Raw genomic sequence first — 13,664 nt, forward strand, 5'->3', positions numbered from 1 at the left:
ATTGTGGCACACACTGCGTGTTAGTGAATATCTTACTCGGATAATTCTCTCCTCCCTCCTTACGACTTAAATAATAAGGATAATAATTGTCATTGAAATTAACATTATTATTCAATGGGTTGTGTGCGGTATTTATGGATCCACAATATGTGGCGCGCAGGCAGTGATATTTGCGATGCGGAAAGAGAAATGGATGCTGATTAATAACCATTTGTTTTATATGTTCTTTTTATGGAGAAGATCACTATGTTCTCGGCTTTTGTAATAAAGCGTTCTGTTGTTTTATGTTCGTTAGCTATATTGATTCCATTCGCTTCGGTTGCTGAAGATACGATAGAAGTTACCGCGAAAGCAGGTCATGAAGCCGATTTACCCACTTCGGGATACACGGCGAAAACCACCAAAGGAGCGACTAAAACTGATCAACCGTTGATTTTGACTGCACAGTCGGTTTCGGTGGTTACTCGCCAGCAGATGGATGACACAGAATGTGGCTACGGTTAACCAAGCGCTGAATTACACCCCTGGAGTATTCACTGGTTTTTCGGGTGGCGCTACCCGTTATGACACGGTTGCTTTACGGGATTTCCACGGCGGTGACGTGAACAATACCTTCCTCGATGGTCTGCGCTTACTCAGCGATGGCGGCAGTTTTAATGTGTTGCAGGTAGACCCGTGGTTCCTTGAGCGCATTGATGTGATCAAAGGCCCTTCTTCAGCGTTATATGGTCAGAGTATCCCCGGCGGCGTAGTGATGATGACATCCAGGCGCCCGCAGTTTACTTCTGAAGGCCATTTCCGCCTGACTGGCGGTAATAACAAGACCCAAGCGGCTGCATTTGATTATACCGATGCGATATCTGAACATTGGGCCTTTATCGTTGCCAGTATTCCAGCCCGGATTATTGGTTTGTAATTAGATAAACTCGGGATTGCAGTGCAGGTCGGCCGACATTGTGCTCAACCGTTAATGATATCATTTGGGGGGAGGAAACCGTCAGAATTGATGGAAAATATCGTCCAATGTCAGTGTAATAGGTTGGGGCATCGCCACTAAACCATCACTCAGAAACGATTATTGGCCCACCATCCTGGCGGACCACTGTAGGTTCCAATGGCATTCCCCTCCCTCAGCGCCAAAACGGCTGGCTGTAATCCCGCTTAATATCATCCTGGCTCAGGCCGATATCCTTCAATTGCTCTGAATTCAACCGCTCCAGTGTATGGATTGTTTGACGCCGTTCGTTCCATTGATGGCCATATCTGTATGTTTTTAGCCATAACCGAATAAAAATATTAGGACGATCTTTCGTTGTTGGTGTAGCCGACGAGCAGCATTCATCTATTTGATCTTCAATTATATTATTCATCATCGACTCCCCGTCAGTAGGTGAGTCATTAGAATGAAGCTTTGGCGAAAAACATTACAGATGCAAATTGGGATTATTATTTCCATACAGATATGCGATATATGAACTGAATGGTGCGAATTTACGCTATCTGTACCGGTCCTTATTCATTTATCAGGTGATATCAATGACGCGTTACCAACAACTGGCCGACATTCTTAGTCAACGGATTAAAGAAGGGTTGTATATCGCCGGTGAGCGGCTCCCTTCCGTCAGAGTCTTGAGTGACGAGCATGGGGTCAGTATCAGTACCGTACAGCAGGCTTATCGGCAACTGGAAGAGTGTCTGCTGATCGAGGCACGGGCGAAGTCGGGTTACTTCGTGCGTTGTCGTTCAAATCTGCCTGCGTTACCTGCGGTATGCAGCCATGCACAAAGACCGGTTGAGATATCGCAGTGGGAAAATACGCTGGCGTTTCTGACCAGAAGTGATCAGGAGAATGTTATCCATCTGGGAGGCGGCTCGCCTGACCTTTCCGGCCCAGGGCTTAAAATACTCAGCCGCCTGCTTAGCCGTATTAGCCTGCATCAAAGTGAGGAAGTGCTGGATTACGACAATATTTACGGCACACCGGTTTTGCGTGAGCAAATTGCTCGCCTGATGTTGGATAGCGGTAATCATCAATCGGCTGAAAATATTATTATTACCTCGGGTTGCCATGGTGCTCTGGCTATTGCTTTAGGCGCTGTTTGCCAACCCGGTGACATCGTGGCAATAGATTCACCCAGCTTTCATGGTGCGATGCAAACCCTGAAAGGAATGGGGATGAAAGTGATTGAAATCCCGACCGATCCCGTGGTGGGGATCAGTCTGGAAGCTTTAGAGATGGCATTAGACCAATGGCCGATTAAGGCGATTCAGCTCACGCCGACCTGCAATAATCCACTCGGCTACAATATGCCTGATGAGCGTAAAAAAGCGTTACTGACCCTGGCCCAACGTTATGACGTCGCGATTATTGAAGATGATGTATACGGTGCATTGGCTTATCAATATCCGCGTCCACCAACTATCGCTTCATTTGATGATGACGGGCGAGTGTTGCTATGCAGCTCCTTCTCTAAAACCGTGGCCCCCGGTTTGCGCATTGGCTGGATTGCGCCGGGGCGTTATTTAGATAAAGCGTTACACATGAAATATATTTCTGCCGGACGGGTGGCCTCGTTGCCGCAACTGGCGATGGCTGAGTTCATCAAGCAGGGGCATTACATGCAGCACTTGCGCCGGATGCGCCGCCAATATCAACGTAATCGGGACATTATGACTGGCTGGGTAATGAAGTATTTCCCTCCCAATACTTGCTTGAGTCGGCCGCAAGGCAGCTTTATGTTATGGGTCGAACTGCCTCATGGATTTGATAGTCTGCGCCTTAATCGCTGCTTGTTGCCGCTGGGGGTGCAAGTGGCTGCTGGTTTTATCAGTTCAGCTGCGGGGAAATTCCGCAATTGCCTGCGGCTGAGCTACAGCAAACCCATGACCGATGAAATTGAACGAGCGCTGCAAAAAGTCGGTAAGACGATTTATGAACTGCTGGCGGATGCTGAGTCGAAGGTGGTGTTAGAAAAGCAAAACCAGCCTTAGGCTGGCCATTATTGACGTAAATAAATCTGTGGCAGGGCGGCTTCCGGATGACGTGAAATACCCAGATCAGCTTGATACCAACGGGTCAGTGTCTCGGCATTGAGCACTTCCTCGGGTGTACCACATGCCACCAGTTCACCCTGTGCCAGCAGTAGAATACGATCAGCGTATAACGCCGCCAAATTCAAATCATGCAATACGCAACAGACTGCCAGCGGTTCCTGATCCGTCAATTGACGTAGTAGACGCAGCGTGTGTTGTTGGTGATACAAATCTAATGCGGAAGTGGGTTCGTCAAGGAACAGCCAGCGTGGTGTCGGCTCCGCTTGCCACAGTTGCGCCAGAACCCGTGCCAATTGCACCCGCTGTTGCTCACCGCCAGACAGTGCCCGGTAGTCGCGCTGAGCCAAAGATAAGCAATCTGTCTGTGCCATAACGTATTGTAGTGCCTGATTATTATTCGCCGTACCATAAGGTGCCCGGCCCATCTGGATCACTTCACTGACACTAAACGGAAAAGCCAGACTGCTGTATTGGCGCATAACCGCACGGGTGCGGGCCAATGCCTGCGGTTGCCAGCTATTGAGGTTTTTACCCAGCAACCGGCACTCGCCACCGGAGGGGGCAAGATAACCGGTTAACAACCGCAATAGGGTTGACTTCCCTGCGCCATTCGGCCCGATAATCGCCACCATTTCGCCGCTGGTAATTTGCAGCGAGACGTTATTAATTAACCTCTGGCCCTGCACATGGTAAGAAAGCTGATTAGCCTCTAATAACGCCGCAGGGGCTATTGCCATGTTAACTCCTGCTATATCAATCACTACGTTGCTCCCGCTGACGTAAAATCAGCCATAAAAAATAAGGGCCACCCAGCAGGCTGGTTATCAACCCGACCGGCATTTCAGCCGGTGCAACCAAGGTCCGGGCTAAGGTATCGGCGGTCAGTAACAGACACGCGCCGCCCAGTGCAGCACCGGGCAGTAACCACCGGTGATCAGAACCAATACGCATACGGATAAGGTGTGGCACCACCAGCCCGATAAAACCGATAACACCACTGACCGCGACCGCCGCACCGATCAGAATGGCGCTGAGTAACAGCAAACGTAATTTAGCTTGCCGTACATTGACCCCGAGGTAGTGCGCCTCTTCATCCCCCAATTGCAACAGATTCAACTGGCGCGCCTGTAATAACCCCAGCACACAGGCGGGTAGGATCAACGATGCGGCCACCATCAGTGTTGACCACTGAGCCTGACCTAAGCTGCCCATACTCCATAGTGAGAATTGACGTAATTGCTGGTCATCACTGATATAAGTCAGCACCCCAACGGCTGCCCCACATAAGGCATTGATCGCAATTCCCGCCAGTAGCAGGCGGGATAAATTGCCGTGGCCCCAGTGGCTGAGGGTGAAAATAATGGCGGAAATGGCCAGACTGCCGATAAAGGCCCCGACCATGTGACTGTAAAGTGCCAGTAGCGGAGGCAAGCTGAAAGGCATGACGATAATCAGCCCGACACACAAGGCGGCTCCGCTGCTGATACCCAACAGCCCTGGATCGGCCAATGGGTTGCGAAATAATCCCTGCATGATGGCGCCGGAGACGGCTAATGCACAGCCGACCACTACCGCCAACAGCACGCGGGGCAGGCGGATATTTAGCCAGATGTGCCACATAGCATCATCTAAAGATGCATACCATAAGGTACGAAACGAGAGCGTCAATGCCCCCATATTGGCTGACCCAAGCGCCAATATGATCAGGGCCATCAGCAAGATGCCCAGCATTAGGCGGGGGTGGATACGGTAATTCATTGCGCTTGTTCCATACTTTCGCGCAGTAACGCCAGCACCTGTGGTGTGTCCAGACCAAAGCCAAGTAATGCCATATCATCAACGACCAGCAAGCGCTTATGCTTTCCTGCCGGTGTCAGTGCCATGCCGGGGAGTTTCCAGATCCCCTCACTGCCCCCCATAGCCCTTACACCATCACTGGTTATCAGCAATAAGTCTGGTGCACTGGCGATAACCCCTTCCTGTGACAACGGACGATAGCGGCTGAAGCCCTGCATCGCATTACTGCCACCGGCAGCTCGGATCATGGCATCTGCCGCAGTATTTTGACCGGCAGCCATCGGTGTGAGGCCGCCGTGGCTCATCACGAACAGTACTTTGACCGGCAGTGGCGAATTGCTCACTGCGGCCAGGCGTTGCTGATAGTCTTTAATCAGTTTTTGCCCTCGCTCTGGCTGATGAAGCGCGGCGGCGACCGCACTAATCTTTGCCGCGACACTTTCCGGCGTGGTCTGACCCGGTACGGTCACCACGTTGACACCACTGTCGGCGACCAACTTCATCACTAATGAGGGCTGTGCCAGTTCGCTGACCAGCAGCATGGTTGGCCTCATCGCCAGGATACCTTCGGCATTGAGCATGCGCATGTAACCCACATCAGGCAGTTTCTGCACTGCCTGCGGTTGTAGACTGGTACTGTCACGGGCCACTATCTCGCCACCGGCACCGAGTGCGTAGGCAATTTCTGTTACATCACCACCAATGGTGACAATACGTTCTGCGGCTAAGGTATTTAGCGGCAGAATAGAGGCGCTCAGCGACAGAATGAAAGGGAGTGACAGTAACCTTAGTCTCATGCGGCGATATCCTTATTGATCAGACGGGAAAGCTGCTCACGCCATTGATTTTGTTCCGGTTTCCCTTCAGTACGTTGACCGTAAAGTTGAGCCAGTTGGGTACCATCGGCGGCAAACAGCTCCAGACTGGTGACAAATCCATCTTTGGTCGGTTTACGGGTTACCCAGCTTTCAGCAATGGCAGTTTCAATCAGATGCAGCGTAAAACGTTTGTTGAAAACATTAATCCAGTCTTGATGCGGGGTCACTTTCTCAATTAAACCGGTGAAAATTTGCACGCAGCCACGGTTACCCACAAAAATCATGATTTCGTTCTGATCCTGCTGGGCGATATTCAGCAGTTGTGTCAGTGAACTGTTATCAACGCGATAAGCCAGATCATCACCTACGGCGCTGAACGCTTGTTGGCGGGTCAGGTTATTACGCTTGAGCAACTGGAAGAACTGATGCACATCTGTCATAGCTCGCCATTCGGCATCTACGGTGGCATCAATGGTGGTCGATTCCGTCACTTCAGGTGCGGTCAGTGGCTCTAACTGTAATGCAGGGTTTTCTGCACTGATGAACTTCATCAGCAAGGCTTCCCAAGCTGGCATGTCCGTCTGCTCAGTGACATACACTTTGTGTAGGGCATCGCCCTGATGGTCGAAGAATTGGATACTATGACGCACACCGTGGCGCGTTTCTTCTGTCAGCGTGAATACGCTGGCCCACTGATTAAGGAACAAACGTAAATCCAACGCGCGCGGATTGAGGATAAGACCGGCGTGGCCATTCAGATGCTGATTCTCGTAACGGCCTATTTGCTCATGCACCGCATAAGTGTTGCGGGTGATGGCTTTGACTTCACCCACGGCCTCTAATGCGGCCAACAGCGTGCGGGCATCACCTTGTAAACGTTTTGCATCATGTCCGACACGACTATGGGTCAGTTCCGCCTCTGAAATACCCATTAGTGTGGCCAAATCACGCGCATATTTGCCCGGATTATCTGCTTTGGCGTGTAGGTATTGCTCATATATAGATTTGCTCATAGTAACATCCTCGTTCTATTGATTTTTATATGCAGGTGACCGTCGTTATCAAATGATAATCCGGTAAACCGCAGATTGGATTACCGGATGGGTTATTTCAGACTAAGTTTTTTTTAATGGGCTACCACTGGTAACTCACGAACAGTTTCGCATTGCGGCCATCCTGTGGCTCACCTTGCGGTGCGTAATACTCTTTATCGAAGGCGTTGCCCAAGACCACGGTGGTGGTAACCCCTTTCAGTTGTGCTTGGCCTTTATAGCTGACATAGAAATCATTGATGCCATAACCGGCCTGACGTTGACCGGTGCTTAATGGTTTGGTGCGATCAGCAAAGGTGGCAATCCAGCCCACCGCGAAACCACTGGTCGCCACCGGAACATCTAACACGCTGGTGACGGTATCCGGGTTAATGGATTCGAGCCATTTATTGGTATCCTGGTTTTTACCACGGGTACGGTTATAAGCCAGATCCCAGTTAAATAGGGCTGTTTTGTAGCTCATGGTGGCATCCCAGCCCCAGATTTTCACCCGATCGATATTCACTGATGTGGTGGTCATTGCCACCGTATTCACCTTGGTATCAATATAGTCTTTAGCATTGGTATCGAAGTAGCTGGCTTTGAATTGCAGGTCATCTTCGGCCATCAATAAGTCACTGAAACGTAGGCCAAAACCGTATTCCTGGGTTTCGTTGGTTTCGGGTTTCAGATTAGGGTTAGGTACCCAGTAGTTGGTGATGAATCTTCCGCCGCCGATAGGAATTGAAAAGTGTTTCGAATCGTTATACATCTCGCCCATGGTCGGCGCGCGGAACGCTTGCGCATAGGAGCCAAACAGCATCAACCAGTCAGTTGGTGTCACGCTAACAGCACCGCGTGATGACCATTTGTCGGCATCGACATCTGCGTAGCCTTCACTGCTGCCGCTATAGTTGTCATAACGGGTACCGGCCAAAATGGAAACCGGCACATCGCGCAGGGTGATTTCATCTTGCAGCCAACCCGAGCCAAAACGGATATCTGCTTGCGGGAAGCTTGTCGTTGCGCCGCCCGGAGTTTGCTCCTGCTTATAGGCTTCGGTGCCGTAGGTCAGTAAATGCGATGCAAAGCTGTCGGTGAACAAACGAGTCCGGTTTTCCAGTTTCCCGCCTTCGGTGGTTTGCTTACGCCCTTCTTCGGCTGAACCTTGTGACCGCGCATTAATTTCCACTTCAGAGTAGTAAACCTGTGCCGTGGCATTCAACCACTGCTGATCACGTGGCTTAATGTTGTATTTGAGTTGCGCATCACGTTGAATTGTCGAGCGATTTGTCATGATATTGCTGCTGGACGCCGCGCTGGTTTGCGGGTTTTTTGGCTCTATCGCGCTGTTATTGTAATAGCGCACATTGGCACTCAGTGACTGAATCTGGTCAATGCGCCAGGTGCCTTTTGCCAGCACATTGCTGATGGTTTCGTCATTCGGTGCATTAAAACCGTCGCTCTGACGGATATTGCCAATATCACGGGTACCAAAGGAGAGCAGGCCATCGACATCATCGGTGCGGCCATAGGCACTGGCACCTAAGCCAAAGCTGTGATCACCGGTCGCTGCGGAGCTGTAAACCCGATAACCGGTATTTTGACCCGGCAACAGTAAATCGGCGGCATCGACGGTTTCAAAAGAGATTACCCCACCCAATGCACCACTGCCATACAGCAGGGCTGATGGGCCACGTACCACTTCAACACGTTTAACCAACGCCGGATCAAGGAACGTGGAGTTTAGATGGCCGGTCTCGGTACCTTGACGAATACCATCCACCAGCGTCAGCACGCCTTGTTTGCCGTAGCCACGCAGTGTCACATCCTGACCGTTAACACGCCCGCTGCCGGTGACTGTCAGCCCCGGTATTTTACGTAGCATATCCGTTGCAGAGGTTGCGGTTTCGCTGGTAGGGGAGGTCCCTTCAATCACTGTTACCATCATCGGTGCTTCAAAGCTGCTGCGCTCATTACCGGTTGCAGTGACCACCATCGTGTCGGTGGTGTGCTTTTTACTGCTGCTTGAGGTGGGGGTATCAGCGGCTTGTGCAGCCAAAGGCAGGGCGCAAGCGATTGCCAAACTGAGAGCGGACCAGCGGAAACGGTCGGACGAGAAACGAGGCATGTCGGCAATTCTCCATATTTTATATACAAAAATAAATAGATAGGTTGCTGGCTGCCTTGATTCTAGAATCTGGGTGGCTTGCTATACCCTTGGGTATATTATTTGGTCAGTATTAGTTTTCCGGCCTTGGTCTGACGCAGTTGATAGCATTCGCCCTGATGGATGATAAAGGCGACACCATGCTCTCCTAGCAGTTGTTCGCTGGTGACAGACAGGGGCTTGCTTACCGCCGGATACTCGACAGTAGGTTTGTCGTTCAATCTCGGCGCTTTATTCAACTCTTTATCCATATAATCATTAATGTAATGATAACTAATATCAATATGATAAGCATTATCAGTCATGCTTCAGGGTTACATCAAGATATATTTATAACTAATGAACTTATTAACCCCGGCTCGACAAGGGCAAAGACTTGATGATATGTCGTCGTATCCTCGATGATCAGGCTCAGATGCTGTGCGACGTCCGCACGAGTGACCCTGCCATGAGCCTCAGTTTGCAGGCGTATTGCTTTGCCGGTTGCCGGCTTATCCAACAGGCCTCCGGGCCGAATCAGGGTATAAATCAGATTACTGGTCTGTAACCAGCTTTCGGCCAGTGATTTCTCACGTACTGCCTGACCAAAAACCTTACGGGCTGCGGGTGATAAGGTTGGCCAACTGTCACCGCAGCCGATTGATGTCACCAGAAGCATACGTTTCAGGCCCAGTTGTTCAGCAGTATCAATGATCAGTCGGTTGCCCTGATAGTCAGCGCTACGGCTACCGAGTGTTGAAATGATTGCCGCCTCCGGCCCCGCTAATTGGCAAGCTTTAAGTACACTGGCTGGATCGCAGGCGTCACCACACACTACCGTCAGACCTTGGCGACGCAGTTCCTCTGCTTGTTGCTGATTTCGGATTAACAAGGTAACGGAGCGGGGATTCGCTGCAGCATCTGTATGCTGGTTTGCCAAGGCAAGCAGATGTGCGCCCACGCCGTGACCCGCACCAAATATTAACCAGGGTTTCATGGCATTTCCTCGGCGGCTTTTTCTATCACATTTTGTTCATGTAGAATGTGTTGTTCAGTGAGGAGCTGTTGAGCTAACTGATGGAATGCGGTCAGGCCGTCAGCGCATAGCTGGCGATGTTCATCACGACCGACATACACTTTCAGCATCACGTCACCTTGCTGATTGAAAAATTGTACCGATGCCGTGGTCATACCCATAAACGGGCGCTCCAGCAGGGCAATTGCCTGGCAGTTCTGTGCTCTGAGGTGGCCGCTGAGACCTTGTTGCTCACGCAGATTAAAATAGCCATGACGATGAAAACCACTGGGTAACGGACCTTTGTGCTCCAGGATAATATCGGCGGTATGCACTAATGTGGTGACATCTCCCCACTCGGTCATGTTGTCCCATATACGATCAAACTGGTCTGCCTCTGTCAGCACCCGCTGAGGTAATGCGCGCACCACATCAAGCAGGCTAACCTGATAATCCTGTGCAATTTGTTCTAGCGTGCCATCCGGTTGAGTGGCAAGGAATTCGGCGAGTGGCAATGTATTCATGAGTGGCTTTCCGTGGTGATAAGTGAAGGAATAAGGTGTTGCAGTGCCTGCATCATATTGCTGGCCCAAAAACGCCCACTGTCGGTCAGGCGTAGACAGCAACGGTTATCTTTCAGAAGATGGTGCTGATGCCATTGGGCTATCAATGGCATCAAGGGGTGTGGATCGGCCATTAATTCACTTAAGTCCAGACGTCCGATTTCCATGCCGCTCTGTAATTTGGCTCGCCAGGGATGCTCGCCACTGGCTTGCGTCATCATCATCAACGGTTTTTGCCCGCTATCGAGTAAGCGATAATAGTTATCCAGATTGCGGTGCTGCATATAAGCGTGCCCTTGCAACGAACCCCCAGCACCACTGCCTAGCGCGAGGCAATCGGCCCCTTGCTTGATTAACAGGTTATACAGATTGCGTTCGCGGGTGGTACGTGCCCAGTGGCTGTTGCTTAATTGCTGCCAACCCGCCTGTGCCAGGCTATCTGCACCGCTACAATAAAAGTCACATTGCTGTGCCAGCGTGGGGAGTTCCACCCGGTTATTTTCGACTGATTTAGCCAGTGGCGTGGTCGGCAACAGGTTAAGGGCATACAGATCCACACCGTCCAGCGGCAGTTGGCGCACAATAGCCAAATCTTCCTGCCAGCTTTCTGGGGTTTGATGAGGTAAGCCGAACATCAGGTCACACACGACGGCAGCGCGATCACGGTTAGCCAGATTGGTTAGAAAGCCAATAGCCTGATCGCGGTCAGCCTTGCGACCCATACGTTGACGAATACGGGTATTAAAGGTTTGAACACCGATCGAAAAACGGTTAGCGCCAGCTTCCAGACAGGCATCAATCCGCTCATCATCAAAATTAAAAATCCGCCCTTCAACGGTGATCTCGCAATCGGGTGCTAGTGGTAATTTTTTACGCAACTGGCTGATAATGCTGTGTAATTGTTGTGCTGAAAGTGCGCTTGGCGTACCCCCACCAAAGTAGACCGCATGAATTGGTCCTCCTTGTAGCAGTGGGCTGTCAGCTTCCATACTCAGTTCCCGCAATAGGTAATCGGTATAGCGTGCGGTGCTTGCGGGTTGTAGAGGGTTTTGATAAAAGCCGCAGAAAGTACAGTGGGTGGCGCAGAATGGAATATGTAAATACAGCAAACGTTTATTGCGGGGAAGAGCGTTTTGTAACAGAAATTGCCAGCTATCCTGAAGTGATTCCGCAGGGAGTGGTCGGCTGTCACGCCATGGCATCGTTGCCCAGCGTTTGGCGAAAGGCAATGGTTCAGGGGATGCATGGTACGGCATCAGGTCAATATTCATAACAGGCTCATCAAAAATCAGATGATAAATTAAATGATAATCATAAGCATTTAATCAATAGCTAAAGCCTGGTCTCTTGATCTGTATCAGTAAATAAGGATGAGCATTATTCAAACCTGACGCTGGTGTAGGAAAAAAGCCATACCAAGTGGAGGGGATTTACGGAATTATCGCCAGCCAGCAGCCCCATCAATAACTGAAGCTTTTAACCCGCATCAGCTCACCGGGATTACGCATCGGAATAATAAAACTCTCATGTTTTTCATTGGTGGTGCCTTCTTCACTGACGATACTGAGTTTAGCGGTAGTCACATCAATATCCAGCGCCCCACCGTTGTTCAACTGACGGTTGCCGTACCAGGCCCGCTCGCCATCTGGCGTGACCACATGCAAGTCCAAATCAGTATTATCACTGTCCCACGAAAGCACCACCCGCAACCGCGCAGAGACTGCTCCGGCACCATTACCAGTGCCCGGCGGCCGGTAATGGCTGACATTGGGTGCTGGGGTTATCCCAGTGGCTCAGGTTTGCTGGCGGGAAAGCATGAGCCAGAATGGCGCCAAAGCGCATGCCCTGTCCGGCCTGCTGTATTGCCTGCAACCAGGATAAACGACTGGGTGCGGCAGTGTAGCAGTGATAGTTCACCGGGCTGCCGGTCAGCACTAAATCAGCCGTCCAGGCCGCAATTCTACGGGAATTGACCCCCGCAGGTGAGGGTGATACTCGCTGCTTGGCGCTGTTATCGTCAATAACTGACTGAGTGAGGTGGTTTCGATCAATACGTCAGGATGGTGTAAATCAATTTGTAGGTTGTTGTGTTGAACCCGTTCTTTTAGCGATTTATGGGATGTCGGTTCACCTGATATTGTGGCGAATCCCAGCGCGGCCGCCGACACCACCAGAACAATAGCAAACCAAAGCGCTAGCCGGTAAAGGTATTTCTTTCATTACAAGACATCCTATGTAATTGCCATATCACACAAAATAATGATGAACAGCGTAAAATGATCAGAAAAGTTGCTGGGCGTATTTGATTTTTATAGTAATAAGGCGAGTATAACTCTACCGTAACTCAAACAGTCTTAGAATCTATTTATATTGGCATTAATACTAATCTTAATGGCTAGTGGCCTTCAATCCCGCGCCAGAGTTTGGTTAACCTATTATTCAATGAAATTATCTATCGACAAATCACCGTGACATTATTAGAGACGAACTTTTCACAGTCATAATAGCAACACCTGTTATTTACCTCTCAAGCGGTAAAATACCCCAAATATTCATCACATTTCTGAAAAAAATATTTGTAGGCATATTCCTACAAAAAACCGCCAAAACGCTCAGTTCAATTTTTATGATATTTATTAATCCCTTTAACCGCATAGGGTTATATTTCCTGTGCAAGAAAAGTCTTATGTATCAGTAGGATGATCTGCTGTTTTTGGGTTTTCATGCCTTACATTTAGTTACATTTAACTCGTTGGTGTTAGAGGGCTAACGTTTCTACACTGCGCCCGCTGGTATTTAATTGATATGCTAATACGTGTGAAAAATACCTGTCCGATACTGTTTCATGCCATCCGATGAATGGATAGGGTTATCTACAAAAAGTGCCTTTACTTTAATACACACTGAGTTAATCAGTGGGCGGTGAATGTTGTGCCGGGTAACGTAGATTATTTTTATTCATTTTCTCAGCGGTGGATTTCTTAAGTTTCCTTCCCTTAATAAGGAAAGTCGATGTCCTCTTCAAGCTTCCAAAATGAAATACCCAAAGCACGCATTAATATTAAATTAGATCTGCACACCGGCGGCGCTCAAAAGAAAATGGAGTTGCCTTTGAAGTTGTTGGTAATGGGCGATTACAGCAACGGTCAGGAACAGCGTCCGCTGTCTGAACGTGAAAAGCTTAACATCAATAAAAACAATTTCAACAGTGTTTTGGCTGAATTCCAACCGAGCCTG

Annotated in this window: 14 protein-coding genes and 2 pseudogenes; 3 read left to right on the forward strand and 13 right to left on the reverse strand. The window is 49.8% G+C overall.

The window, feature by feature from the left end; translation table 11 throughout:
* Positions 1-246: 246 nt before the first annotated feature.
* A pseudogene (locus AEP37_RS26965) lies at positions 247-892 on the forward strand (TonB-dependent siderophore receptor); the annotation flags it as partial.
* A gap of 238 nt (positions 893-1,130) precedes the next feature.
* Here the strand turns inward: AEP37_RS26965 and AEP37_RS16770 are convergent.
* Complete coding sequence (locus AEP37_RS16770; RefSeq protein WP_235801406.1) at positions 1,131-1,373, reverse strand: DUF1127 domain-containing protein; 243 nt, start codon at positions 1,371-1,373, stop codon at positions 1,131-1,133.
* A 163-nt stretch (positions 1,374-1,536) separates the two neighbouring features.
* On the opposite strand from AEP37_RS16770, the gene AEP37_RS16775 reads away from it, so the two are divergent.
* Positions 1,537-2,991 carry an aminotransferase-like domain-containing protein gene (locus AEP37_RS16775; protein WP_049614428.1) on the forward strand — a complete coding sequence of 485 codons (1,455 nt, stop codon included), beginning with the start codon at positions 1,537-1,539 and terminating at the stop codon, positions 2,989-2,991.
* A gap of 8 nt (positions 2,992-2,999) precedes the next feature.
* On the opposite strand, the gene AEP37_RS16780 is transcribed toward AEP37_RS16775, so the two are convergent.
* From AEP37_RS16780 to AEP37_RS27940, 12 genes and pseudogenes are all read right to left on the reverse strand, one after another.
* Entirely contained in the window at positions 3,000-3,791 is a 792-nt protein-coding gene (locus tag AEP37_RS16780) for a heme ABC transporter ATP-binding protein (protein ID WP_049614429.1), read from the reverse strand.
* 16 nt (positions 3,792-3,807) lie between these two features.
* Complete coding sequence (locus tag AEP37_RS16785) at positions 3,808-4,812, reverse strand: FecCD family ABC transporter permease (RefSeq protein WP_049614430.1); 1,005 nt, start codon at positions 4,810-4,812, stop codon at positions 3,808-3,810.
* Complete coding sequence (locus tag AEP37_RS16790) at positions 4,809-5,648, reverse strand: heme/hemin ABC transporter substrate-binding protein (protein ID WP_049614431.1); 840 nt, start codon at positions 5,646-5,648, stop codon at positions 4,809-4,811. The genes AEP37_RS16785 and AEP37_RS16790 overlap by 4 nt, the downstream gene beginning before the upstream one ends.
* A complete protein-coding gene (locus tag AEP37_RS16795) occupies positions 5,645-6,682 on the reverse strand; it encodes a hemin-degrading factor (protein WP_049614432.1) in 1,038 nt (345 codons plus the stop codon). The genes AEP37_RS16790 and AEP37_RS16795 overlap by 4 nt, the downstream gene beginning before the upstream one ends.
* A gap of 121 nt (positions 6,683-6,803) precedes the next feature.
* The gene (locus tag AEP37_RS16800) at positions 6,804-8,831 is read right to left on the reverse strand and encodes a TonB-dependent hemoglobin/transferrin/lactoferrin family receptor (RefSeq protein ID WP_049614433.1); all 2,028 of its coding nucleotides are present in this window, start codon (positions 8,829-8,831) and stop codon (positions 6,804-6,806) included.
* 98 nt (positions 8,832-8,929) lie between these two features.
* Positions 8,930-9,175, reverse strand: coding sequence for a hemin uptake protein HemP (gene hemP, locus AEP37_RS26170; RefSeq protein ID WP_049614434.1), 246 nt, complete (start codon positions 9,173-9,175; stop codon positions 8,930-8,932).
* A gap of 14 nt (positions 9,176-9,189) precedes the next feature.
* Complete coding sequence (locus AEP37_RS16810; protein ID WP_049614435.1) at positions 9,190-9,846, reverse strand: SDR family oxidoreductase; 657 nt, start codon at positions 9,844-9,846, stop codon at positions 9,190-9,192.
* Entirely contained in the window at positions 9,843-10,388 is a 546-nt protein-coding gene (hutX, locus tag AEP37_RS16815; RefSeq protein WP_049614436.1) for a heme utilization cystosolic carrier protein HutX, read from the reverse strand. Before hutX ends, AEP37_RS16810 begins: the two co-directional genes overlap by 4 nt.
* Positions 10,385-11,698, reverse strand: coding sequence for a heme anaerobic degradation radical SAM methyltransferase ChuW/HutW (gene hutW / locus AEP37_RS16820; protein ID WP_049614437.1), 1,314 nt, complete (start codon positions 11,696-11,698; stop codon positions 10,385-10,387). Before hutW ends, hutX begins: the two co-directional genes overlap by 4 nt.
* 189 nt (positions 11,699-11,887) lie before the next feature.
* Positions 11,888-12,184 (reverse strand): annotated as a pseudogene (locus AEP37_RS16825) (YfaP family protein); the annotation flags it as partial.
* A complete protein-coding gene (locus AEP37_RS27935) occupies positions 12,162-12,269 on the reverse strand; it encodes a DUF2300 domain-containing protein (RefSeq protein ID WP_408068343.1) in 108 nt (35 codons plus the stop codon). The pseudogene AEP37_RS16825 and the gene AEP37_RS27935, both read right to left, overlap by 23 nt.
* Before the next feature lie 92 nt (positions 12,270-12,361).
* On the reverse strand, positions 12,362-12,598 hold the full coding sequence (locus AEP37_RS27940; protein WP_072086333.1) for a DUF2138 family protein: 237 nt from the start codon (positions 12,596-12,598) through the stop codon (positions 12,362-12,364).
* 841 nt (positions 12,599-13,439) lie between these two features.
* Between AEP37_RS27940 and AEP37_RS16835 the strand changes: the two genes are divergently transcribed.
* A partial coding sequence (locus tag AEP37_RS16835; protein ID WP_049614439.1) for a type VI secretion system contractile sheath small subunit occupies positions 13,440-13,664 on the forward strand: 225 nt, incomplete at its 3' end.

It is taken from the genome of Yersinia pekkanenii (assembly GCF_001152565.1).
Classification (GTDB): Bacteria; Pseudomonadota; Gammaproteobacteria; order Enterobacterales; family Enterobacteriaceae; genus Yersinia; species Yersinia pekkanenii.

What these genes read in the sequence shown, in the direction of transcription:
- AEP37_RS16770 (WP_235801406.1), bottom strand. Translation starts at nt 1,373, where the DNA reads ATGATGAATAATATAATTGAAGATCAAATAGATGAATGCTGCTCGTCG.
- AEP37_RS16775 (WP_049614428.1), top strand. Translation starts at nt 1,537, where the DNA reads ATGACGCGTTACCAACAACTGGCCGACATTCTTAGTCAACGGATTAAA.
- AEP37_RS16780 (WP_049614429.1), bottom strand. Translation starts at nt 3,791, where the DNA reads ATGGCAATAGCCCCTGCGGCGTTATTAGAGGCTAATCAGCTTTCTTAC.
- AEP37_RS16785 (WP_049614430.1), bottom strand. Translation starts at nt 4,812, where the DNA reads ATGAATTACCGTATCCACCCCCGCCTAATGCTGGGCATCTTGCTGATG.
- AEP37_RS16790 (WP_049614431.1), bottom strand. Translation starts at nt 5,648, where the DNA reads ATGAGACTAAGGTTACTGTCACTCCCTTTCATTCTGTCGCTGAGCGCC.
- AEP37_RS16795 (WP_049614432.1), bottom strand. Translation starts at nt 6,682, where the DNA reads ATGAGCAAATCTATATATGAGCAATACCTACACGCCAAAGCAGATAAT.
- AEP37_RS16800 (WP_049614433.1), bottom strand. Translation starts at nt 8,831, where the DNA reads ATGCCTCGTTTCTCGTCCGACCGTTTCCGCTGGTCCGCTCTCAGTTTG.
- hemP (WP_049614434.1), bottom strand. Translation starts at nt 9,175, where the DNA reads ATGACTGATAATGCTTATCATATTGATATTAGTTATCATTACATTAAT.
- AEP37_RS16810 (WP_049614435.1), bottom strand. Translation starts at nt 9,846, where the DNA reads ATGAAACCCTGGTTAATATTTGGTGCGGGTCACGGCGTGGGCGCACAT.
- hutX (WP_049614436.1), bottom strand. Translation starts at nt 10,388, where the DNA reads ATGAATACATTGCCACTCGCCGAATTCCTTGCCACTCAACCGGATGGC.
- hutW (WP_049614437.1), bottom strand. Translation starts at nt 11,698, where the DNA reads ATGAATATTGACCTGATGCCGTACCATGCATCCCCTGAACCATTGCCT.
- AEP37_RS27935 (WP_408068343.1), bottom strand. Translation starts at nt 12,269, where the DNA reads ATGCGCTTTGGCGCCATTCTGGCTCATGCTTTCCCGCCAGCAAACCTG.